General features: G+C 45.2%; 20 protein-coding genes. All 20 read left to right on the forward strand.

All coding sequences use genetic code 11. From position 1 onward, the window contains the following. The first annotated feature begins 256 nt into the window (after nucleotides 1-256). The 20 genes from MHB49_RS02645 to MHB49_RS02740 all read left to right on the forward strand — a co-directional run bounded on the left by MHB49_RS02645 (nucleotide 257) and on the right by MHB49_RS02740 (nucleotide 23,186). Nucleotides 257-1,363, forward strand: a complete 1,107-nt coding sequence (locus MHB49_RS02645; RefSeq protein ID WP_405154913.1) for an Ig-like domain-containing protein — start codon at nucleotides 257-259, stop codon at nucleotides 1,361-1,363. A gap of 138 nt (nucleotides 1,364-1,501) precedes the next feature. After that, the gene (locus MHB49_RS02650; RefSeq protein WP_405154914.1) at nucleotides 1,502-2,053 is read left to right on the forward strand and encodes a GrpB family protein; all 552 of its coding nucleotides are present in this window, start codon (nucleotides 1,502-1,504) and stop codon (nucleotides 2,051-2,053) included. Continuing rightward, on the forward strand, nucleotides 2,040-2,462 hold the full coding sequence (locus tag MHB49_RS02655) for a DUF2809 domain-containing protein (RefSeq protein ID WP_405154915.1): 423 nt from the start codon (nucleotides 2,040-2,042) through the stop codon (nucleotides 2,460-2,462). The genes MHB49_RS02650 and MHB49_RS02655 overlap by 14 nt, the downstream gene beginning before the upstream one ends. Before the next feature lie 15 nt (nucleotides 2,463-2,477). After that, a complete protein-coding gene (locus MHB49_RS02660) occupies nucleotides 2,478-3,035 on the forward strand; it encodes a GNAT family N-acetyltransferase (protein ID WP_405154916.1) in 558 nt (185 codons plus the stop codon). Between the two features lie 51 nt (nucleotides 3,036-3,086). After that, the gene (locus MHB49_RS02665; RefSeq protein WP_405154917.1) at nucleotides 3,087-3,416 is read left to right on the forward strand and encodes a DUF952 domain-containing protein; all 330 of its coding nucleotides are present in this window, start codon (nucleotides 3,087-3,089) and stop codon (nucleotides 3,414-3,416) included. 33 nt (nucleotides 3,417-3,449) lie between these two features. Continuing rightward, complete coding sequence (locus tag MHB49_RS02670) at nucleotides 3,450-3,908, forward strand: DUF1572 family protein (RefSeq protein WP_405154918.1); 459 nt, start codon at nucleotides 3,450-3,452, stop codon at nucleotides 3,906-3,908. 128 nt (nucleotides 3,909-4,036) lie between these two features. Next, on the forward strand, nucleotides 4,037-4,627 hold the full coding sequence (locus tag MHB49_RS02675) for a histidine phosphatase family protein (protein ID WP_405154919.1): 591 nt from the start codon (nucleotides 4,037-4,039) through the stop codon (nucleotides 4,625-4,627). 108 nt (nucleotides 4,628-4,735) lie between these two features. Further along, the gene (pxpB, locus tag MHB49_RS02680; protein WP_405154920.1) at nucleotides 4,736-5,446 is read left to right on the forward strand and encodes a 5-oxoprolinase subunit PxpB; all 711 of its coding nucleotides are present in this window, start codon (nucleotides 4,736-4,738) and stop codon (nucleotides 5,444-5,446) included. Next, a complete protein-coding gene (locus tag MHB49_RS02685; protein WP_405154921.1) occupies nucleotides 5,443-6,468 on the forward strand; it encodes a biotin-dependent carboxyltransferase family protein in 1,026 nt (341 codons plus the stop codon). The genes pxpB and MHB49_RS02685 overlap by 4 nt, the downstream gene beginning before the upstream one ends. Further along, entirely contained in the window at nucleotides 6,468-7,235 is a 768-nt protein-coding gene (locus tag MHB49_RS02690; RefSeq protein ID WP_405154922.1) for a LamB/YcsF family protein, read from the forward strand. Before MHB49_RS02685 ends, MHB49_RS02690 begins: the two co-directional genes overlap by 1 nt. Before the next feature lie 62 nt (nucleotides 7,236-7,297). Beyond that, entirely contained in the window at nucleotides 7,298-7,756 is a 459-nt protein-coding gene (locus MHB49_RS02695) for an NUDIX domain-containing protein (RefSeq protein WP_405154923.1), read from the forward strand. 419 nt (nucleotides 7,757-8,175) lie between these two features. Continuing rightward, nucleotides 8,176-8,592: a pyridoxamine 5'-phosphate oxidase family protein gene (locus MHB49_RS02700; RefSeq protein ID WP_405154924.1), complete on the forward strand. Its 417-nt coding sequence runs from the start codon at nucleotides 8,176-8,178 to the stop codon at nucleotides 8,590-8,592. 479 nt (nucleotides 8,593-9,071) lie between these two features. Further along, nucleotides 9,072-11,330: a bifunctional 2',3'-cyclic-nucleotide 2'-phosphodiesterase/3'-nucleotidase gene (locus MHB49_RS02705; RefSeq protein WP_405154925.1), complete on the forward strand. Its 2,259-nt coding sequence runs from the start codon at nucleotides 9,072-9,074 to the stop codon at nucleotides 11,328-11,330. 211 nt (nucleotides 11,331-11,541) lie between these two features. Further along, complete coding sequence (locus MHB49_RS02710; RefSeq protein WP_405154926.1) at nucleotides 11,542-12,585, forward strand: EAL domain-containing protein; 1,044 nt, start codon at nucleotides 11,542-11,544, stop codon at nucleotides 12,583-12,585. Nucleotides 12,586-12,814: 229 nt separating this feature from the next. Continuing rightward, a complete protein-coding gene (locus tag MHB49_RS02715) occupies nucleotides 12,815-14,911 on the forward strand; it encodes a methyl-accepting chemotaxis protein (RefSeq protein WP_405154927.1) in 2,097 nt (698 codons plus the stop codon). Between the two features lie 154 nt (nucleotides 14,912-15,065). Further along, nucleotides 15,066-16,358, forward strand: coding sequence for an arsenic transporter (locus MHB49_RS02720; RefSeq protein WP_405154928.1), 1,293 nt, complete (start codon nucleotides 15,066-15,068; stop codon nucleotides 16,356-16,358). Nucleotides 16,359-16,572: 214 nt separating this feature from the next. Continuing rightward, on the forward strand, nucleotides 16,573-18,438 hold the full coding sequence (locus MHB49_RS02725; RefSeq protein WP_405154929.1) for a BglG family transcription antiterminator: 1,866 nt from the start codon (nucleotides 16,573-16,575) through the stop codon (nucleotides 18,436-18,438). An 18-nt stretch (nucleotides 18,439-18,456) separates the two neighbouring features. Continuing rightward, the gene (locus MHB49_RS02730; RefSeq protein ID WP_247900461.1) at nucleotides 18,457-19,335 is read left to right on the forward strand and encodes a ketose-bisphosphate aldolase; all 879 of its coding nucleotides are present in this window, start codon (nucleotides 18,457-18,459) and stop codon (nucleotides 19,333-19,335) included. A 15-nt stretch (nucleotides 19,336-19,350) separates the two neighbouring features. After that, entirely contained in the window at nucleotides 19,351-21,276 is a 1,926-nt protein-coding gene (locus MHB49_RS02735; protein ID WP_405154930.1) for a fructose-specific PTS transporter subunit EIIC, read from the forward strand. Between the two features lie 983 nt (nucleotides 21,277-22,259). Further along, nucleotides 22,260-23,186, forward strand: a complete 927-nt coding sequence (locus MHB49_RS02740; protein ID WP_405154931.1) for a phosphate ABC transporter substrate-binding protein — start codon at nucleotides 22,260-22,262, stop codon at nucleotides 23,184-23,186. Nucleotides 23,187-23,214: the final 28 nt, after the last annotated feature.

The raw sequence follows: 23,214 nt of genomic DNA on the forward strand, positions 1-23,214 counted from the left end.
ATTGGGGTTCCTGTTGTTTAAACCTATGGAGTGTGACCCATTGGTATTCTTGTTTTGATCATCTTAAATTTGTTTCTGAATCATGTGTTGCAAGTCCTTCCACAACATAATATATTCATCTCCATCTCCATCTATTAAGATGTCGAATGTTCCTTATATCTAAAATTTTTCTCCGACATTATTCACTTTTATGTAATGGATTTCCGATATAATATAATAGAAGTAAAATAATGGATTATAGGAGATGGGCATTAAAATGAATCGAATAAAAAAAGCATTTCGGGGAGTGCTCGCGTTGCTCATTATTTGCACGGTGATGGCCCCTTCACTGGTTCAGGCTGCTACGGGTGACGTGACATCCATTGAGATTACCAACAGCAGTCCGCAGCAGATGAGTGTATCCCAGACAACTACGCTTCAAGTGATGGCGGTTATTGAAGGGTTTGATAATAAGCAGGATGTTACGGGAGGCGTCACATGGTCCACAAGCAACGATGCAGTAGTCACCATCGTAAAAGGCAAAGTGAAGGCTGTGGCAGCAGGAGAAGCGACAGTATATGCACAGGTAGATGGCGCCAAAGCGCAATTGCTGGTTAAGGTTCAGGATAAAATTAAAAGCATCAAAGCTTCGCCTAGTTCCTATAATTTTGTCAAAGGTAGTGAAAGTACGCTGCCCAAAGTAAGCATTGTGCGTGCAAACGGCAAGGAAGAAGACGTCACGTCCGAGATCGTCTGGACAGTATCGAGTGCTTCAGCTGTGCTGGACAATGGGAAAATTAAAGGAATTACGCCTGGCAGAGTGCTGTTACAAGGCAAGTATGGTTCAGAGACCGTAAAAGTTCCCGTAGCCATTACAGACGAGATTACCAAAATCGAAGTGACTCCTGCTGTCATGCAGCTGAATATTAAGAAATCGAAAGCCTTGAAGGTCATCGGTACATATGCCAATGGGAAAACAATTAATCTTTCGAAACAGGTGACGTGGACCTCTTCCAACAATAATGTAGCCATCGTCAAAAATGGTACAGTCAAAACACTGACGGAAGGGCAAGCCACCTTGACAGGGACTTATCAAAATCAGACAATAAAGGCAGAGGTTACCGTTGTTCCTTTGCTCAAGAAGCTGATTGCAGGCCAGAAAAAACTGGTGTTATCACCGCAGGCAAGTACAACACTGAGTGTGATGGCGCAGTACGATACGGGCAAAACCACGGTTGTAACGAGCAGTGCCGTGTGGAGCAGCACCAAACCAAGTGTGGCCACAGTAACGGGCGGCAAGATTGTAGCCGTAGGTAAAGGTAAAACCTCCATTACCGCCAAATGGGGCAACAAAAAAGTCACTATACCGGTAACCGTAAAATAAAGTTTCAACAATTGAAGTGAAGCATATCCAACGAAGCGATATCATCATCGTGAATTGAAACAGATGGGGCGTAGACATACGCCCCTTTTAAGTATATAAAATTCCAAAAAGCAATCATGTAGAGGAGGTCGTATCTGAATGACAGATCATCTGCAACCGGAAAATTGGCCTGCGTGGGCGACAGAAGCAGTAGAGATTGTAAAGGCCAATCCTATGTGGGACTCACAGGCTCAGGAAGAAATTCGACAGCTTGGAGAACGTTTACAGCAGCTCAATATTCATAGATTCGAACATATCGGAAGCACGTCCATTCCGGGATTGGCCGCCAAACCCATAATTGATCTAATGGGAGAAGTGAAGTCATGGGATGACATGGACTTGATTGCTGATCGGCTGAATCCGGTAGGCTGGAACTACGTTCCGCCTGAACTGGATGGTCGGGAATACAGACGTTTCTGGGTCAAGGTGAAAGAGGGCAAGAGGACTGTACATCTTCATCTGATGCGCCCAGGCGAGGAACGTTGGGATCGACAAATCCAGTTTCGGGATGTGTTGAGACAACGCCCGGATCTGGTAGAGGCATATGCGACCTTGAAAGCCAAGCTTGCTGATGCAAATAAGGACGACAGAGAAGCGTATACCGCTGCCAAAACGAATTTTATTTTAGAAGTGCTTGATGAAGACATTTAATTCATTGATGACTGTATTTCGCAAAGAGAGACTGATTTATTTCTTCGCAGTTATCTTAACCATGGCGGCAGGGTTGGCGTCCAGACACTTCGGTGAACTTTTACCGGATTTTGTGCATGAACATTTCGGTGATGCCTTGTGGGCAGCGATGATTTATTTCGGGGTACGCATGATTTGCATTCATCGCAGCAGAGAGTGGGCGATGATGGTGAGCCTGATTTTCAGCTGGGCCGTCGAATGTTCGCAACTGATTCAGACCCCGTGGCTGAACGAAGTGCGTTCAACGGTGTTGGGGGCACTTATTTTGGGACGTGGATTCCTGGTAATGGATCTGCTGAGGTATGTTGCTGGCATTCTGTTTGTGTATGGGATGGATCGTTATTTCCTGAGAAATAAGAAGGCTAGATGATGGGGAGTGGTTTAGGTGAATATTGAGAAACTTTTTACGGAATCACCCGAGTTTGAAACAGAGCGGTTAATACTGAGACGACTTACTCTGGAGGATGTTGACGATTACTTTATGTTTGCCTCCGATCCGAAAGTGAGTCGGCAAAGTTTGTGGAACTGCCATGAAACGCTGGATGACTCCGTTCAATATATTCAAAGAGCTTTGGACAATTATGATAAGAAAACGGTCTATATATGGGCCTTTATTCTGAAGGAAACGGGGAAGCTGATCGGGCGAGGTGGCATTTTTCATCTGAATGAATCCATGCAAAGTGCTGAACTGGGGTATGCGATTGCCAGCAGTTGTTGGGGCAAAGGCCTCGCAGCTGAAGCGATGCAGCCAATTGTTGCATACTGTTTTCATGAACTGGACTGCAATCGGCTGGAGGGGAAATGCAATGCAGGCAATATCGGCTCTGCACGTGTGATGGAGAAGCTGGGCCTGACTTATGAAGGTTTGCTGCGCAAACAGTTGAAGATCAAAGGTGTATTTACGGATCAAAAATTGTACTCCCGTATCCGGGATGATCTATAATACTTCCAATGACGTTCAGGATACATAGAAGAAATTGAAGGAGGCGCAGCGATGATCTACAGTATTATTTCCCGAGCCGTATGGGAGCAGGTATCCAAGCAGAGCGTGTATGCACCGGATAGCCTGGAGACGGATGGTTTCATTCATTGTTCCACCAAAGAACAGATTCCATGGGTAGCGGCTCAATTTTATCAAGGGCGTACGGATCTGGTATTAATCGAAATTGATGAAAAGGCATTGAAGCCCGAGTTGGTGTATGAGGACCTCTATGAGTTGAATGAACTATTTCCACATATTTATGGTGAGCTTAATCTGGATGCTGTACGAAAGGTCATTCCCTTTGAATCGAACGAGGACGGGACGTTTTCTTTTCCTGAATAAAGACACTTTGCGAAGGGTTGTGAACGCGTGGATATGAATCAGGTATTTCTGGATACAGCCGAGAAGCAATTTTTGTATTACAAGCAGCTTGGGGAGAAGGCCATGGAGCAACTGGAATCGGAGCAGCTGTTTCAATCCTGGAATGAAGATGCAAACAGCATCGCGGTTATTGTGAAGCATCTATGGGGCAACATGCTGTCCCGTTGGACGGATGTGCTGACAAGCGATGGAGAAAAGCCATGGCGTGAACGCGATGCGGAATTTGTGAATGATATTTCTACCCGCGAAGAGCTGGTTGCCAAATGGGAGGAAGGCTGGAACTGTTTGCTTGGGGCTATTCGTTCTTTTACACCGGAGCAGTTGTCTCATATCATATACATTCGCAATGAGGGACATACCGTCATGGAGGCCATCATTCGGCAGTTGGCGCATTATCCTTATCATGTGGGACAGATTATCTATGCAGCCAAAATACTCAAAGAAACCTCATGAGAGAGTCTTTCCATTCCGAGAAACGGTTCTGCTCAATATAATGGTGGCAAATTTGCCAAGCCAAAGGCCCGAAAACATTTTACAGATGATGAATTACGCATAGAAGAAGGTAAAGGTGATGAACAGCAATGACACAGATCGCATTGATTCGCCATGGAAGCACGGCGTGGAATAAAGAAAAACGTTCGCAGGGACAGACGGATAATCCGCTCGATCAGGAAGGGAGAGAACAGGCGTTATTGCTTGCTAAAAGACTGAGCGAGGAAACGTGGGATGCCATCTACGCAAGTGATCTGGAGCGTGCAAGTGAGACGGCTCGCATCATTGGCGACCGTTTGGGAATACAGGAGATTCATTTGGACCCGAGGTTGCGTGAAATGGGCGGTGGGCAGGTGGAGGGCACGACTGAAGCGGAACGTGTAGCCAAATGGGGAGCAGATTGGAGTGGTCTCGATTTAGGCCGTGAGCTTGCGGAGGCAGGTACGATTCGAGGCAGTGCTGCGATAGAAGATATTGTGCGCCATCATCCCCATGGAAGAGTGATCGTTGTCAGCCATGGCGCCATTCTCCGCAATACACTGCGAGGTCTGGTGCCTGAGCTTGATGTGAGCGCCAAACTGTCCAACACGTCGATCACTCGGATTTCTTGGGAAGCGGAGTCTTGGCAGTGTGAGCTATACAATTGCAGTATACATTTGGACTCCTCCAAGGAGCTGTGATAGACGGAAGACGCAGAGCCCTTCCTCGCTGTGCGTTCACTTATTTTGCAGGCTTTGGAGAAGAAAAGATAAAGGAATTATAAACTTGTGCACGAGGAGGGAGATGGCATGACTGAGCTGCCGTATTCATGGACTGAGGATGTGCTGTCTCCTCTGGGTGAGACAGGAGTTATGATCCGGTGTGGAGACACCATATCCGAATTGGTGCACCGGAGGGTAATGTCGGTATGTGCTTTGCTGGAAAAGAGCCAACTACCGGGTATCATGGAGTGGTTACCTTCATTTGCATCGGTCACCCTATTCTATGATCCGTTAATCTCCCCGTATCTCGAGGTATGTGAAATGCTGCTTCATGAGTTGAACAAGATGGAAGAGGTAACGCTGGGTCAACCCAGAACGATCATTATTCCCGTATGTTATGGTGGTGAATTCGGCCCTGACCTGGAATACGTCGCTGCTGAGCATGGGCTTACGCCAGATGAGGTCATAGCCATTCACACTTCGGGGGATTACCTGGTTCACATGATCGGATTCGCGCCGGGTTTTCCTTATCTGGGTGGATTGTCGGACAAGATCGCTACCCCCAGACGATCCACACCGCGGCTTCGGGTTGAAGCGGGAACGGTAGGCATTGGTGGCCAACAAACGGGAGTTTACCCGGTGATGACTCCCGGCGGATGGCAATGTATCGGTCGTACGCCGCTGGCGTTGTTTCGTCCAATGGAAGACCCGCCAAGTCTGCTCACAGCGGGTGATCGGGTTCGTTTTGCATCGATATCGCTGCAGGAGTATCTGGAACAGAAGGAGGGCGGACGATGAGTATTGGAGTCATTCGCCCAGGCCTGTTATCCACCGTTCAGGACGAAGGAAGGATGGGATTTCGCCGGTATGGAATTCATCCGGGCGGGGTTATGGATACCTTTGCAGCCAGAGCAGCCAATGTACTGGTTGGAAACTCTCGTGACGCGGCTGTGCTGGAGATGACGTTGACGGGACCGGAGCTGCATTTCCATGAAAGTCGGCTGATCTCTCTATGTGGTGCAGATCTAACGGCAACGGTGGATGCCCTTCCTGTTCCGCTGTGGCGTCCCGTTGTTGTGCTTGCAGGAAGTGTACTGAGATTTGGCCGATGCTGTTCCGGCTTGCGTGCCTATATGGCGATTGCCGGTGGAATCGCAGTACCTGAGATTATGGGCAGCTGCAGCACAGATCTCAAGACAGGTTTTGGAGGGTTTGAAGGACGTGCCCTGAAGGTGGGAGACAGGTTGTCTGCAGGAGAAGCTTCTTGGGAAGCGCAAGCGGCATTGCATGCGTTGAGCGTAAAAGCTGAGAAGAACAACCGGCGGATGGGTGCCCCTGCCTGGTATTTGTCCAGCAGGAAATGGCTTGCCTACCAGGCTGATCCTGTTATTCGTATCATGCCGGGCAAAGACAGTGCTGTGTTTGATGAAGATAGCCTGGAGCGATTCCACAAAGAAAGATATGTCATCTCTCCTCAATCGGATCGGATGGGGTATCGATTGGAGGGTGCAAAGCTGGAACTTCGTCAGCCGATGGATCGATTGTCTGAAGCGGTTACCTATGGCACGGTTCAGGTGCCGGCGGATGGTCAGCCCATCATATTGATGGCTGATCATCAGACCATAGGGGGCTATCCTGTGATTGCACAGGTGGCCCGAGTGGATTTGCCTGTACTGGCACAGGCGCGGCCGGGGGGTCGGGTTGCTTTTGAACGGATTACATATCAAGAAGCACAGCAACTTTTCCTGGAACAGGAGTTGGGGTGGCGGCTAACTGATCAGTTGATTCGCAGGAGATTGACACGAATGGGGGACCGTTAATGAACACGGTGGATATCAATTGTGACTTGGGTGAAAGTTACGGGGTGTATCAGATGGCGTCGGATGAGGCCATTCTGCCGTTGATTACTTCAGCCAACATCGCTTGTGGATTTCATGCGGGTGATCCGGCAACGATGCGGCAAACGGTGCAGCAAGCATTGGAGCACCAAGTCGCGATAGGTGCCCATCCCGGTCTGCCAGATTTGCAGGGGTTTGGCAGAAGACGGTTGGACATTACACCACGGGAAGCCTATGACATGGTTGTGTATCAAATGGGGGCGCTGGATGCTTTTGTCCGTTCATACGGGGGAAGTATGCATCATGTGAAGCCTCATGGAGCCTTGTATAACATGGCTGCTGAAGATGATCGACTCGCCGAGGGCATTGTAGAGGCCATTTATAAAGTACAACCGGAACTGTACCTCTATGGCCTGGCCGGAAGTGCGTTGATACAGGCAGCGGATCGCATTGGGCTGCGCAGCGTAAGTGAAGTTTTTGCGGATCGGACCTATGGACCTGACGGGACACTAACACCGCGCAGCCAGCCCGGGGCTGTCATTCAGCAGACGGAACAAGCTCTTGTTCAAGTGATGCGCATGGTTAAAGAGGGAAACGTTGTATCAACGGAAGGGACGCTCATACCCATTAAGGCAGAAACGCTCTGCATCCATGGCGACGGAGCGCATGCACTTGCTTTTGCCCAAGAGATCCGAGCATTGCTTGAATCTGAGGGAATTACCCTGTCTGCACCTGGAATTGCTAGATGATTGCTATAGTAACAGAGGGCCAGAGGTCGAACTAACGAACTTGTAAGGAGTGAAACTATAACATGAAACCGATACGTAATTCGGCAAAGGCCGTTATCGTACAGGATGGACGTCTGCTGGTGATCCGACTGCAAGATCAATATGGTGATGCTTATGTTTTCCCTGGCGGAGGACAGGAGAAAGGCGAAGAACTCAAGGATGCCGTTGCCCGTGAATGTCTGGAGGAGATTGGACAGGCGGTGACTGTAGGAGAATTGCTGAATATCCGGGAGTATATCGGAAAAAATCACGAATTTGCCGAGTGGGATGCCGATGTGCACCAGGTTGAATTTTATTTTGAATGCAGATTAATTGATCCGAAAGCTACAATCTTTGAAGGCACCAGCCCAGACGATCATCAGGTAGCTGTAGAATGGATTCCTCTCGAAGAGCTGTCCCAGGTTCGTTTATATCCGAAAACAATTGGTGAGTTGTTGCAGAAAAAGAATTCGTCACGCATTTACCTTGGGGATTTGAATTAAAACTATCACGTTTACGAAGGGGTTCATGGATTCACCATAGATGAGGTGGGTACACTATAAGTACAGGCTTATATATAAAACCTTAATATAAGCGGAACCGAGAGTTACACGGGAACGAAGTGGACAGAAGCCTAATTAAGCGAAGCATTCTATCTAAACTTTGGCCTAGCATTAATTGGAAAAACTGTGGAAGTAGTGGAGGGGACGGAATCGATTCTGAAGAAGCGGTAGCGTTCGCCTTTATCCCCGGATTTTATCCTATGAAATAGGATTTCAAAAAAAATCTGGGGATAACAGCGATCGAAAGAACGATCCGTACCCGTAACGGCTGCCCACGCAGGTTGTCTGTCAGTGGAGTGCTTCTGTGTAATGATAGTTAGTTCAGCTTATATACCCCCAAATCGAAAGGAGTACCTCCCATGAACCAGACTGAATTGGAACAAAACATTGTAAAAGCATTGGAAAACAACCCTTTTTGCAGTTTCTCCACGGTGGAGAACGGTAAACCAAAATCCCGCTATATGGCGCTTTTTAACGATGGAATGAACATTCATCTGGCAACAAACCGTCGCACGCACAAGGTAGATGAGCTGGAGAATAATCCAAACGTTAGCCTTTTGCTAGGTTATGAAGCGGGTGGCTCCAAGGAAGTGGTCGAGATTGAAGGAACGTGCGAAGTGACGAAAAATGAAGGTTTGCGCGAACAGGTATGGAATGATGAGCTAAAAGCCTGGTTTGACGGCCCGAACGATCCCAATTACGTCATTCTGGACATTACCCCACATCGAATTGAATACACTGGCAAAGATCATGAGCATCAGGTGTGGGAACAGTAGTTTCAGAGATTGAAAATTACCTTTTCAGAGTGGAAGGCATCGCCCCTACCATTCCGAAAAGACTTAGCCAACCGTGAACGCCAGAAGGCTTCACGGTTTTTTGATATGAACGAATCAGCTAATATGGATATAGATGTAAGCCGTATGTAATATACGTTTTTAACAGCCTATGTAAACTGTTTTCATCCAAAAACATGCAAAAAATGTCGAATTCACGCATGATATTGTAAACTGGGTCTGATATGTGCGGATAACGTAAAAAATAATGCTTTTCAATGGTTGAACATTGCGTTATGATTTGGAATGTAAACGATACGCACAGATATGAATAGATGTTCATGTGAGATAAACTAACCTGGAATTCTGAACCATACGCTCAGAAAATCAGTACGCACAACCCATGGGATCTCTCACATTTCTGCGCTTATTCGTTTGCTCATTAATGCATGATTCAATGTACATAACCGGGAGGGGTTATTTTGAGAAAGAGTAAAAAAGTATTATCAAGCCTGACTGCCGCTTTCGTTGCATTAAACGTGCTTGCGGTATTTCCGGTACCTGTATCGGCTGCGGACGCTACCAAGGTTAAATTGCGGATCATGGAAACAACGGACATTCACGACAACCTGATTAACTATGACTACTATTCCGACAAAGAGACAGATCAGTATGGTCTGGCGAAGACGGCTACGCTGATCAAAAAAGCCCGTGACGAAGCCAAAAACAGCCTGCTGTTCGACAACGGTGACCTGATTCAGGGGAACCCGCTTGGGGATTATGTAGCGAAAATTGATCCACTCAAAAAGGGTGAGACTCACCCTGTATATAAAGCGATGAACCTGCTCGATTACGATGCAGGAAACATCGGTAACCATGAGTTTAACTATGGTTTGGATTTCCTTGACATGACGCTGGAAGGTGCGAACTTCCCTTACATCAATGCCAACGTATATGTAGATGACGGTGACGACGATGAGACGAATGACAAGAACTACTTTACCCCGTATAAAATTCTAGACAAAAAAGTGACCGACGAGAGTGGCAAAGAGCACACCATCAAGGTGGGTGTCATCGGATTTGTACCACCACAAGTGATGCAGTGGGACAGCGCTAATCTGGAAGGCAAAGTCATTGCCAAAGACATTATCGCTACTGCGAAAAAATTCATTCCTAAAATGAAGGCTGAAGGTGCCGACATTATTGTGGCTATTCCTCACTCCGGTTTTGAAGATATCCCGCAAACGGATCTGATGGAAAACTCGGTATTGTATCTGAGCCAGGTTGAAGGCATTAATGCCATTCTGTTCGGACATGCCCACAAAGTATTCCCGAGCGCTGATTTTGCCGGTAAAAAAGGTGTAGATCTTGAAAAAGGTACAATTAATGGTGTTCCTTCCGTTGAACCAGGTTTCTGGGGTGACCACCTCGGTATTATCGATCTGGACCTTGAACTGGTAGACGGCAAATGGAAAGTGGCAGACTCCAAAGTGGAGGCACGCCCTATCTATGACACAGCCAACAAAAAAGCTCTGGTAGATGCTGATCAAGAGATCGTTGATGCAGTTCATGACGAACATGAAGGTACACTTGAATATGTGCGTGGCCCAGTTGGCGAAACGACAGCCCCAATCAACAGCTTCTTTGCACTGGTTCAGGATGATCCATCCATTCAGATCGTAACGAATGCACAGAAATGGTATGTTGAAAAACATATGCAAGGAACAGAATATGAAGATATTCCTGTATTGTCTGCAGGGGCTCCGTTCAAAGCAGGCGGACGTTCAGGTGCTTCATATTACACGAATATCCCTAAAGGCACCATTGCGATCAAAAACGTAGCTGACTTGTACGTGTATCCAAATACGGTACATGCCGTGTTGGTTAATGGCGCTGAGCTGAAAGAATGGCTGGAGTGGTCTGCAGGACAATTCAACCAGATTGACCCGGCTAAGGGCGGGCAGCAACAGTTGGTTAATATGGACTTCCCAACGTATAACTTTGATGTTATCGATGGTGTAACGTACCAAATTGATGTAACTCAACCAGCGAAATACGATGGCAAAGCAACGATTGTAAATGCATCCGCTAACCGGATTAAAAACCTGAGCTTCAATGGTAAACCGGTTGATCCGGCACAAAAATTCATCGTGGCAACGAATAACTACCGTGCTTCCTCGTCCAAACTGGCTAACCCGGACGGTAAACGTATCGTCTTGGCTGCACCGGATGAGAACCGTCAAGTGATCATTGATTACATCCGTGAGAACAAAACGATTAACCCGACAGCAGACGGCAACTGGTCACTTGCACCAATTAAGCCTTCTGCAGGTGTAACGGCAGCTGCACTCAACGATCTTGAAGTGGTGTTCGCATCTTCCCCGGATGCCAAAGCATTGGTTGAAGCGAACCCGGCGATGTCCTTCATTGGGACTAACAAAGACGGTTTTGCTGAGTATGGCTTGAAATTGACAGGAGAAGCAGCGACGACTCCAGAAACAGGTACGGAGCCTGCTCCGACGCCTACGAAGCCAGACCCGACTCCAACTAAACCTACGACCAAGCCACAGCCTGAGAAGCCGACAACTGGCAAAGTGGTATATGTGGTGAAAAAGGGAGATAATCTCTACCGCATTGGCTTGAAATACGGTGTGGACTGGCGCAAACTGGTTTCCGCAAACAAAATTACAAATGTGCACAATCTTAAAGTTGGACAGAAAATCGTAATTCCCGCTTCTTAAGATAAATAAGCGGAAAATGAAGACCGACAGTCATCAGACTGTCGGTTTTTTTCATGCTAAGTGCTACGAAATGCATCAGTAACCGTCGTGGTTGAAGTCATCAAAACAGTAGAGATTAATTTGAAGACCCATGCTATAATATTTACAAACTTTGGGTATATAACATTAAACATTAATTAGATAGAATCATAAACTGGCAAGGGGGTTCTACATGAATTGCAGCGGCTGCAGTCCAATTCATCCTATAGAGGATCAAGGTACCCTGTATATGCGTCCCATTTCCCCCGATTTGCTGGAAGCACTGCAAAGGCAGGGAAGACATGTTGAACATTCGGATGAACTCATCTGGATGCATTTTTTGAATCTTGAATCTGTACAGCGTTGTATTGAGGATATTCTCAGGATTGAATCAACACTGCCGGATAAGTTAACGGTTCAGGTCACTCCATTGTATGGCCAGGCAGATGCAAATGGTTGGATCAGTCTCTCCATGCAGGAAGCTCGCCTCAAACATGCTGATCTGGTTTCCATTATCCTAGAACATCAATTCAGCAGTTATATGCAGCCGATCGTAGATGCATCACAGCAGATTATCGGGTTTGAATTTTTACTTCGTCCTGCTGAACAGGGTAGACCCTTCAGTGTATATGAATTATTTGAAGTTGCACGTGACACGGGATTGCATTCTTTTCTGGATCGGACAGCACGTATTGCTGCCATCGAGACAAGCGCTGTTCTTTTGCCCCAGGGTGTCAAACGTTTCGTGAATTTCCTGCCTTCCTCTATCTATAACCCCGAATATTGCCTTACGCACACGTTTGAGACGATTGAGCGCCTTTCGCTAGACCCTAAAGATTTTGTGTTTGAAGTGGTGGAAACGGAACAGATTCAGCATATGTCCATCTTGCAGCATATTTTTAAAGTGTATCGTTCTCATGGAATGTCGGTTGCCTTGGATGATGTTGGGGCTGGATTCTCGACAATTGAAGTGATGAATCGGCTGGAGCCGGATTTTGTCAAAATAGATCGGAGTCTCATTGATCATTGTGATCATGATTTGAACAAACAGCAGCAAATTATTGATATTGTTGAGATGTCGCGTCGCTTCGGCGGGCGGGTACTTGCCGAGGGTATTGAACGAATTGAGGAATTTGAATTTTGTCGATCGGTGGGTATTGAGTTGGCACAAGGGTATTATTTTGGTAAGCCAACCGCATATCCGCCACAAGGTCCCTACGGAAGAACCTCTGCGTGAATGCAATATAATATAGTCGTACCACAAGTCACTTCGCATGATCGGAGTGGCTTGTTTGACATGCCATGAAAAAACTTTCCAATCAAATAAATACGCTCATCCAGCCGATATATAAGATAGGCCTATAGATTAGATCGGTGTCCAGGGCGATACCTTATTTAATCCGATTAGACAGGTCCTACATAAAAAGAAAAAAGGTCAGATTTATATTTGGAGGGGGAGAAGCAAGATGGGGAACATTCGGGGGAATGAGCAAGAAAAGGAAGCAACCAAGCCACCAAAGCCAAAAGATCATAAGCCAAAAAAGAAAAACAAAAAGAAAAAGGGCTTTGTCTGGAGCATAAGGAACAAATTATTGGTCTCTTTCCTGGCGGTTCTGCTCTTGCCGAGTCTTACGATTGGGATTGTTACGCTGCTTATCGCTGATCATACGGTGGAAGATCAGTTGATGGACAGTGCCACACAAAGTGTAGACACAACGAATTCAATCATTGGGACACATGTGGATGCGAAGATCCATGATGTCAATTATTTTGCCAGTTTGATTGTGAACGACATGATTAAAGGACAAAATGATAGCCCTGAGCTTGAGACGAAATTGAAACAGTATCTTGGACTGCATCCGGATGCTTTAAATATTTTTGTGGGAACCAAAGAGGGGGTCATGGTCCGCGGCAAGGAATCTGCGGGGAGCTCGCAAGGGTCCGCTTATGATCCCCGGGAACGAGAATGGTACAAGCTCGCAATGGAGAAGCCAGGTACTCCGGTAGTTTCACCTGTGTCCAAGAATACGGACGGAATTGCTGTTGTTTTTGTCTCCAAAACGCTTGATGATCAATCGGGTGTCGTTGGTTTGTCCATGGATCTGACAGAGCTGCAGGAACAGGCATCCATTAAGGTTGGCAAGGAAGGGTATATCATCATCATGGATGCGGACAAAAATTATATCGTATCTCCAGTCATGGAAGCCGGTACACAAGAACCGACAAACGTGCTGGGCCCAATGTATGGAAGCGAGGAAGGTGAGTTCAGCTATATCTATAATGATGTTCCAAAAACGATGGTTTTCTCTACTAATGAGGAAACCGGGTGGAAGATTGGCGGTACGATGTTCCAAAGTGAAGTATCCAATGCAAGTAAAGACATTCGGATGGCTACGCTTATCGTCATTCTGGCTGCCACGTTACTTACCTTGATCTTCATCATTTGGTTTACACGTTCGATGCTTCGTCCGATCAAACGTCTGCAGGAATCCGCCAGAGCAGTGAGCAAAGGTGATCTAACCGTGAAATTGGAAACAGGGCGTAAAGATGAGGTAGGCGACTTGGCGAAGTACTTCGAACGAATGGTCGACAATCTGCGCATGATGATTCTGGGTGTGCAGGAGACGGCAGAGCAGGTGTCAGCCTCCTCACAGGAATTGTCCGCCAGTGCGGATCAAACAACCAAAGCTATTGAGCATTCAACCATGTCAATTCAGGAACTTGCCGAGGGTGCTGAGCAGCAAGTGAAGAGTGTAACGGATGGATCAGGACAAATGAGCCAAATGGCGGAAGATGTGCGCATGATGTCTGAACGTGTGCAATCCATTACAACGAACATGCGCCATACATCCGGAGCGGCCTATTCAGGTAATGAGGCTGCAGGTCAGGCAGTAGAGCAGATGAATAGCATTCAGGAAACGGTGGAACAGCTGGCGACGGTGGTTCAGTCATTGAATACACGGTCCATTGAAATTGGCAGCATGGTAGATGTGATTGCTACAATCTCGAAACAGACCAATCTGCTCGCCTTGAATGCGTCCATTGAAGCAGCGAGAGCGGGTGACGCTGGCCGTGGCTTCGCAGTCGTAGCAGGAGAGGTGCGGAAGCTTGCGGAGGAATCGGGAAGCTCGGCAGCGCAGATTGGTGAACTCGTTCATAATATCCGTCAGGAGATGGATGCTGCCCTGAACGCTATGAATGCGGCTCAGACTCGGGTTGGAGAAGGGATTCAGGCTGTGAATACGTCCGGACAATCCTTTGCACAGATTCGGGAGGCTGTAGAGGATGCTGCTCATACGCTGGATGAATTGTCCGAAACGACGAAACAGCTGGAGAGTGGTGCTTCACACGTTGCCAGTGTCATGAACGATATTTCCATCGTAACCCAAGAATCTGCAGCAAATACGGAATCCGTCTCGGCATCTTCTCAGGAGCAGCTGGCATCTGTGGAGGAAATCGCTTCGTCCTCAGCACATCTAAACAGTATGGCGGAGCAATTGCAGGGATTGCTGGGTATGTTCAAGATGGGAGAGGATACACCGAAGGCTGGGAACAAGTCCTAAGTATTAGGCCCAAATAAAGATAGACATTTCTCCTGCTGCCATGTATAACTATATCGTCTGGTTTATCGGCAACCATTGCGGTGTAATCATATCTGGCAGGCCATTTTCATATCATGCTCCAAAACATGATGAATATATCGGCGCAGGAGGCTTTATGACATATGTAGCAATTCTGATTTTTGTACTGACCATCACATTGGTTATCTGGCAACCACGTGGATTAGGTATTGGTTGGTCCGCCATGGGCGGAGCTTTGCTGGCGTTGATGTGTGGTGTCGTCAGTCTGAGCGATGCCTCTGATGTAGCGTCCATCGTATGGAATGCAACGCTCGCTTTTGTCGGCATTATTATGATTTCATTAATACTTGATGAGACAGGTTTCTTCGAATGGGCCGCTCTTCATATGGCAAGGTTGGCAGGAGGAAATGGACGCAGGCTGTTTATCTATTCCATTTTGCTCGGGGCGGCGGTGTCGGCGCTCTTCGCCAATGATGGTGCAGCGCTCATTCTTACCCCGATTGTGCTCGCAATGGTACGTGCTTTGAAGTTCGATGAGCGCATGGTGCTTGCTTTTGTTATGGCTAGTGGATTTATCGCGGATACAACATCGTTGCCGCTGGTCGTCAGCAATCTGGTGAATATCGTATCTGCGGATTATTTTGGTGTTACATTTGTGGAGTATGCGGTGCGGATGGTTGTGCCGAATCTCTTCTCTATTGTAGCGAGTACAGCGATGTTGTTCTTGTTTTATCGCAAAAGTATCCCACTTCGCTATGATATCTCAGCAGCGCGTGATCCAAAGGAAGCCATTCGTGATCCGCGGATGTTTCGCATCGCCTGGTTCATGCTGGTGCTGCTGCTCGTAGCCTATGCTTCGAGTGAGTTTCTGCCGATTCCAGTATCGGTTATCGTTGGTGCCGTAGCTTTTTTGTTCGCTATATTGGCAAGAAAGAGCGAAGCTGTGGACCTGAAACGCGTGATCAAGGAAGCCCCATGGTCCATTGTCGTGTTCTCGGTGGGCATGTACATCGTTGTGTATGGACTGCGTAATGCCGGCTTAACCGATTACTTAAGCCGCTGGCTTGATGCCATCGCAGATCACGGTCTGTTGGCTGCGTCCGTCGGGATGGGCATGATCGCAGCGGTTCTATCATCTGTAATGAACAATTTGCCCACCGTGTTAATTAACGCACTAGCCATTCAGGGTGCACACACCGAAGGCATTGTGCGTGAGGCGCTGATCTATGCCAATGTTATTGGTTCAGATCTGGGTCCCAAAATGACGCCAATCGGCTCACTTGCCACATTACTGTGGCTGCATGTGCTGTCCCGTAAAGGTGTGAAGATTACATGGGGATATTATTTCAAGGCAGGCATCATCTTAACCATTCCCACACTCTTAATTACCTTGGCCGGATTAGCGTTATGGCTATGGATTCTGGGTTAGTAAAATTGTTTTTAAAAAACCAACCTTTTTAGAAGGTTGGTTTTTTTGTGTTCTGTTTTCCTTCCCAAAAGATTCCTTAATAGAATGCTAATTTAGAAATTTACAAAGAGGGTATCATAAACAAATACACGATCACTTCCTAACTATTAGGAAAGAGTATAGGCTTGGTGGATATAAAGCGCTTGCATTACTATGAGTGTAAGGAGGAAGCCAAATGAGAAAACGTTACATTAAGCTATTAGAGCATTTAAAACAATCTGAGCATGATTTTGTGAGTGGAAGCGAATTAGCTAATCTATTTGATGTAACGACTAGAACGATTCGCAATGACATCAAAGAAATGAATGAAAATTATTTAGATAAAGCAATGATCATTGGCAATACTCGCAAAGGATACAAGTTAGTCGGGGATTTATCCAGCCTGCATAAAAATGAAGATGATGACGAAGAAAGAGCATTTCATATTATCAAAGCACTGTTATCGCAGACTGATTTTATTACGTATGAAGACCTTGCTAGAACGCTTTATTTTTCGACTCAAACAATCCGTAAAGACGTGCAAAAATTATTACAAACGATTCAAGCAGAAAAGCAGAACATCGAGATTGAAGCGATTATTTTCCAAGGCATCCGGCTTAAAGGAAGCGAAGTCGAGAAACGGATTTTGCTCAAAAAACTAGTCACTACCGATTGTCTCAAACACATGCCGATGGACGAGGCGCTGCAATACTATTTTGGCGATTGGTTCAATGGACCTTCTATTCATTTTATCTACGCTTGTATTGAAGAAGAGGTTGCCAAGTATAATTTACTGCTAAGTTTTCAAGAATTATTCTCGATCTGTGTGAATGTGTTAATCAGTCTTAAAAGAGTAAGTCTTGCACAAAAAATAACTGAACAAGATATGAGGCTGGATCATACAAGTTTTGAAGAATTAAAGATAGCCCAATCTATTCTGATCCGTCTGGCTCAAGAAATGGATGTTCCTTTTGATGAATATGAGTATCAGTATTTAGGCTACCTGCTTATCGCATTGCAGATCTTACCTAAGAAAAATGAAGAAATTGGACATGAACACGGTAATGAAATTGAGCAGAAAATCAAATTAGTGATCCAAAAAGTTGGAGAGCAATACGGATTTATCAGCCACAAAAACGAAGAGTTATTTGATCGATTATTAGCGCATATTACCAAATTATTATACCCATTAAAGTATTATTTCCCTGTCGAAAATCCTTTTATTGCTCAAATAAAATCAGAATACACCAATGCTTATAATGTCGCGGTTGTGTTGGCAAAAGAATTGCAATTTTGCCTAAATATCAAAATACCTGAAAATGAAATCGGTTACTTGACGCTACACATTATGGGCATTATTGAGAACTCCCAAGATAATAGAAAACGTATTGCAATTATTTATGGCAAAAATCTATTAGTCGGCAAGCTGTTGGAGCGTAAGATTAATCTTTATTTTCCGAATATTAAAATCGATAGTCTACTAGCTAATCATGAAATACATCTTCTTCCCGAAGGAATCGAAACGATTATTGCAACGAGCGATATTGCGGAGCTACAACAGTTCAATGTACAAAATATCATTCTGGTAAGCGAAATGATTACCAGCGATGATATGAAGAATATTTCGATTCAGTTAAATCGTGGACTACTCAAATATTATTTATCACCAGATGATGTTTTTTTCTTAGACGAGGACAATCCAATCGATTTGTTAAAAACCCTTACAGAACTTGGCGATATTCAACATTTATATACCAGTATTCTGGAACGAGAAAAAATGTCCAGTACAAATATCGGTAATTTAGTTGCTATGCCCCATCCATTTGATTGTGGAGATAACAAAAAATTACGAGTACTGGTCGCAATCAATAAGCAAAAAATACTGTGGGGCAATCAGATGGCCCAGATTATTTTCCTGTTTATTCCGCCGAAAAATCAAAAGGTGAATAACACCAAATTCTTCGAAGAAATTTACGATGTGTTCAAGCAAACCAATATGACAGAAAAATTGCTCAATATAACAAATTACGATGAATTTTTGGAAGTATGGTCTTCCAAGTAAAATTTAGGAGGAATCAAAATGTTAATCAATATGAAAGATTTACTTAAAGTAGCGTATGAGAATAAATTTGCAGTCGGATCATTTAATGTGGCAAATAGTGAATTTGTGAAAGTAGTGATCAATGCAGCAGAAGAGCAAAATTCTCCAGCGATTATGCAAATTCACCCGAATGAAATCGATCTAGTTACTGACGGATTTGTAGCTTATGTACGCGAAGCGGCATCCAAGTCTAAAGTTCCTTTTGTCATTCATCTGGATCATGGAGCCAGTATCAAAGATATTACGCGCTCGATTCGTAACGGCTATACCTCGGTCATGATGGATGCATCGCACTTACCTTTTGAGGAAAATATTGCGGCTACCAAAGAAGCGGTTGAACTGGCTCATCTGGTCAATGTATCTGTAGAAGGGGAACTTGGTACGATCGGGAGTAATGAAGGTAGTTCAGAAGGTGGAGCCGACGAGATTTTGTATACGAATCCAGAAGAAGCCGCGATTTTTGTAGAACAAACAGGTATCGATACACTTGCTGTCGCTGTAGGTACTTCACATGGTATTTATCCTCAATCCAAAGATCATTCGATCAAGATCGACCGTTTGAAACAAATTCATGAAAAGGTAAAAATTCCGTTAGTGCTACATGGTGGATCAGATAATCCAGATGAAGAGATTAGAGAAGCAGTGAAGCATGGGATAGCGAAGATCAATTTATCAACCGATATGAAGCGAGCATTCTACAACCAATTAAGAGCGACACTCGATGCGAATCCGAATGCATATGAACCAGATCAATTGATGCCCGAAGCGACCAAAGCGGCAACAGAACTGGTGAAGAAAAAAATGGATTTGTTCGGTTCTACAGGTAAAGCATCCCTTTATAAACTGGGAGAAATTTAAGAGGAGAGATCCATCATGAAGATTTCTAATGTCTTAAAACCAGAAAATATCATATTAGATGTCACCGCTACAACCAAAGCCGAATTAATAGATGAATTGTCGCAAAAGTTAAACGATAACGGATATTTAAGCGATATCGAGCAATTTAAAAAGGATATCTGGGCACGTGAAGAACAGGTTCCTACAGAAGTGGGGTTCGGAATAGCCATTCCGCATGCCAAGTCTACTGGAGTACAGTCACCTGCCATTATTATGGGCAGATCATTAAGCGGTATAGAATATAGTATCGAATCATGTAATTTATTTTTTATGATTGCAGTGGATCAAGACTCTTCATCAGAGCATTTGCGGACATTATCCAAAATTTCGACCTTTTTGATGGATGAACTATTTAGAGCGAAGCTTATTCTTGCTCGAGATCAAGAAGAGATTGTCCGCTTATTTGAACAGGCAGAAGAGCAAGATGCGCAGGCGCTTCATCGTCCCAAAAAGTATGCTGGCAAAAAAGTGGTTGGAGTAACAGGCTGTCCTACAGGAATCGCTCATACGTTTATGGCAGCGGAAGCATTAAAAAATGCGGCCGAGGAACTCGGTGTACACATTAAAGTGCAAACCAATGGATCAACAGGTGTTGGAAATCAATTGACTCCTGAAGATATTGCTGAAGCTGATGGGATTATTGTAGCGGCAGATGTCAAAGTCGATATGGATGTTTTTGGCGATCGTCCAGTGATCAAAACATCTGTCAAAAATGGAGTTCATCATGCACAAGAGTTAATTGAAGATGCGATTGCTGGAAAAGGTGTCGTTTTGAATCAAGGCAATAGTAATCTTAAAGAAGCAAAAGAAAAAACACGCTTAAAGCAGCCTAAAATATACAGCCATATTATGAATGGTGTATCATTTATGATTCCCTTTGTTGTCGCAGGCGGTATATTGATTGCGCTTTCGTTTATGTTTGGTATTCATGCGGCTGATCCAACTAGCCCAGACTATAATGCTTTCGCCGCTTTTTTAAGTACAGCAGGGGGTAGTGCTGCTTTTGCATTGATGGTTCCTGTATTAGCAGGGTATATTGCGTATAGTATTGCTGACCGTCCAGGTTTGGCTCCTGGTATGATTGGTGGGATGCTGGCAACTATTGGAGGTTCAGGATTTTTGGGAGGTATGCTAGCTGGATTTATCGCCGGTTATACGATCCTAGCTCTGAAAAAATTAGTCAAAGGCATACCCGACTCACTGCAAAGCCTGTCACCTGTGCTGATCTTGCCATTAGTAGGTTCATTTATAACCGCCTTGATTATGTACTTTGTCATCAACAGTCCGATGGCTTGGATCAATGAGTCGTTACAAGGTTGGTTAAATGGCTTAACAGGCTCGAATGCTATTTTATTAGGAGCTCTTCTGGCAGGAATGATGGCATCTGATATGGGAGGGCCGATTAACAAAACAGCGTCTGCATTTGGACTGGCGATGTTCGCCAATCAAATCTTTGAACCTTCTGCTGCTCTGATGGTTGGAGGTATGGTTCCACCACTGGGGATTGCATTAGCCACAACATTATTCAAAAATAAATTTTCAATCGAAGAACGTAATGCAGGCAAAGCAGCTTATGTTATGGGTGCATCATTTATTACAGAAGCCGCGATTCCGTTTGCCGCAAATGATCCATTGCGAGTTATTCCATCCAATATTGTAGGTGCAGCGATTGGTGGAGGAATGTGCATGGCTCTAGGTATTTCGTTACAGGCTCCTCACGGTGGGATCTTTGTTATTCCAATTGCGGCAAGTAATCCATTACTGTATATTGTCTGTATTTTAGTAGGTTCCATCGTTACAGCTTGTATGATTGGATTGTTAAAGAAACCTATATATCAACCACAGAGTAATACAAGCGAGCCCTCAGAAAAGAAAGCCGTAACCACTATGAAATCTGCATAACTTCTCTAACCAGCTGGTGCCATGCACTGGCTGTGAGGCAGTTTTTTGTTTGTTCTATATATCAGATTGATTCAATATCTACATTAAGTATTTGCACAAGGGGCTGTCTCAAAAGGAATTCCGCCTCGCTCCAAGCGCTAACGAACCTACCGCACCTTAAAAGGCAGATCATCAACGGTTGCAAGATTTAACGAACCTCAGTAACGCTTTTTCGTCATAAAAGGGCTTCAAAACCTAAAAAATCAAGTGAATCGACGAAATAACGTCTCTGTAATTCGTTAGATCTCAGATCTGGGCAAATGGGAGCGAATAGCGTGTGTCAGGTTCATTAAAACAAAATAACACTAAAAGAGGATGCCCCCGTCATATTCATGACTTATGGGACATCCTCTTTTTTGCTTTCTTCCAGGCTGAGGACTGAAATGCTTGGGAACCTCTTAGCGCTGACACAGCGCAGTAAAGGAGGGAAGGGGGCGGAATCGATTCTGTAGAAGCGAAGCGGTCGCCTTTGTCTCCGGATTTTAACATTTAGAAAATAAATTCATAAGAAATTTGGAGACAACAGCGATCAGAAGAACGATCCGTAACCGGAATGCCTTGCACGGAGTAGCCTTTTCCTGCCCCCTCCCCGGCTGGGGATTCATTTTTGGGAACGAATCTCTTAGCGCTGAATCTAGCGGAGGGAACGGAACGATTGTGGAGAAGCGAAGCGTTCGCCTTTATCCCCGGATATGTTCCTCTTAAAACATAGAATCAAATATATCCGGGGATAACAGCGATTGAAACAACGTCCGTTCCCGAAGCGGCCAACCAGCGCACAAAAGTAGCTTCCCCATTTTTTATCCCCAGCCCACATTTTTAACATTGCGTTTACAAAACATTGATTTTGAGATGACATAACGAAACTACAATAAATAAAGAGTTGATGGTGAACAAAAATAAAAGCAAATCACCGTCACTAAATTGGGGGAGGAAAACAAAACATGTTTAAAAAGTTGCCGTTCATTTTGATGACCTTAACGTTCGTACTGGTACTCGCAGCATGTGGATCGAAAAATGACGCTGGTACAGAGGGTGCCACAAGCAATGGATCAGGAGAAACTGCTACTGAACTTAGCGGAAACATTCTGGCTGTTGGATCAACAGCACTGCAACCTCTGGTAGAGCAAGCTGGACAAAAATTTATGGCAGTTGATGAATATAAGAACGTAACGGTACAAGTGCAAGGCGGCGGTAGTGGTACTGGTTTGACACAAGTATCTGACGGACAAGCTACAATCGGTAACTCTGACGTATTCGCAGAAGAGAAAATCGATGACGCAGCAAAAGTAAGCGAACTGAAAGATCACCAAGTAGCAGTTGTAGCCATCGCACCAGTAAGCAACAAAGATGCAGGTGTACAAGATTTGACGAAGCAGCAACTGATCGATATCTTCTCTGGTAAAATCACAAACTGGAAAGATGTTGGCGGAGCGGATCAAGCGATCGTTATCGTAAACCGTCCTAGCAGCTCCGGTACTCGTGCAACATTTGAGAACTTTGCACTGGGAACAAAAGTAGAAGATATTCAAGGTTCGATTCAGGAAGATTCCTCCGGTACAGTTAAGAAACTCGTAGCTGAAACGCCGGGCGCAATTGGTTACCTGGCTCTGTCCTACCTGGATGACAGCCTGCAAGTTTTGAAATACGAAGGTGTAGAAGCAACGGTTGAGAACGTGGAAGCAGGAACTTATCCGGTATGGGCTTACGAGCACATGTACACCAAAGGTGACCCGGATGCAGCAACAAAAGCATTCCTCGACTACATCCTAAGTGACGAAATTCAACAAAACGACGTGACGGAGCTTGGTTACATCCCGGTATCCGGCATGAAAGTAAAACGTGACGCAGCAGGCACTGTGACTCAATAATCTTTGAACTTGCGCATACAGCGAGAGA

The sequence above is a fragment of the Paenibacillus sp. FSL K6-0108 genome (assembly GCF_045040695.1).
Taxonomy (GTDB): domain Bacteria; phylum Bacillota; class Bacilli; order Paenibacillales; family Paenibacillaceae; genus Paenibacillus; species Paenibacillus pabuli_B.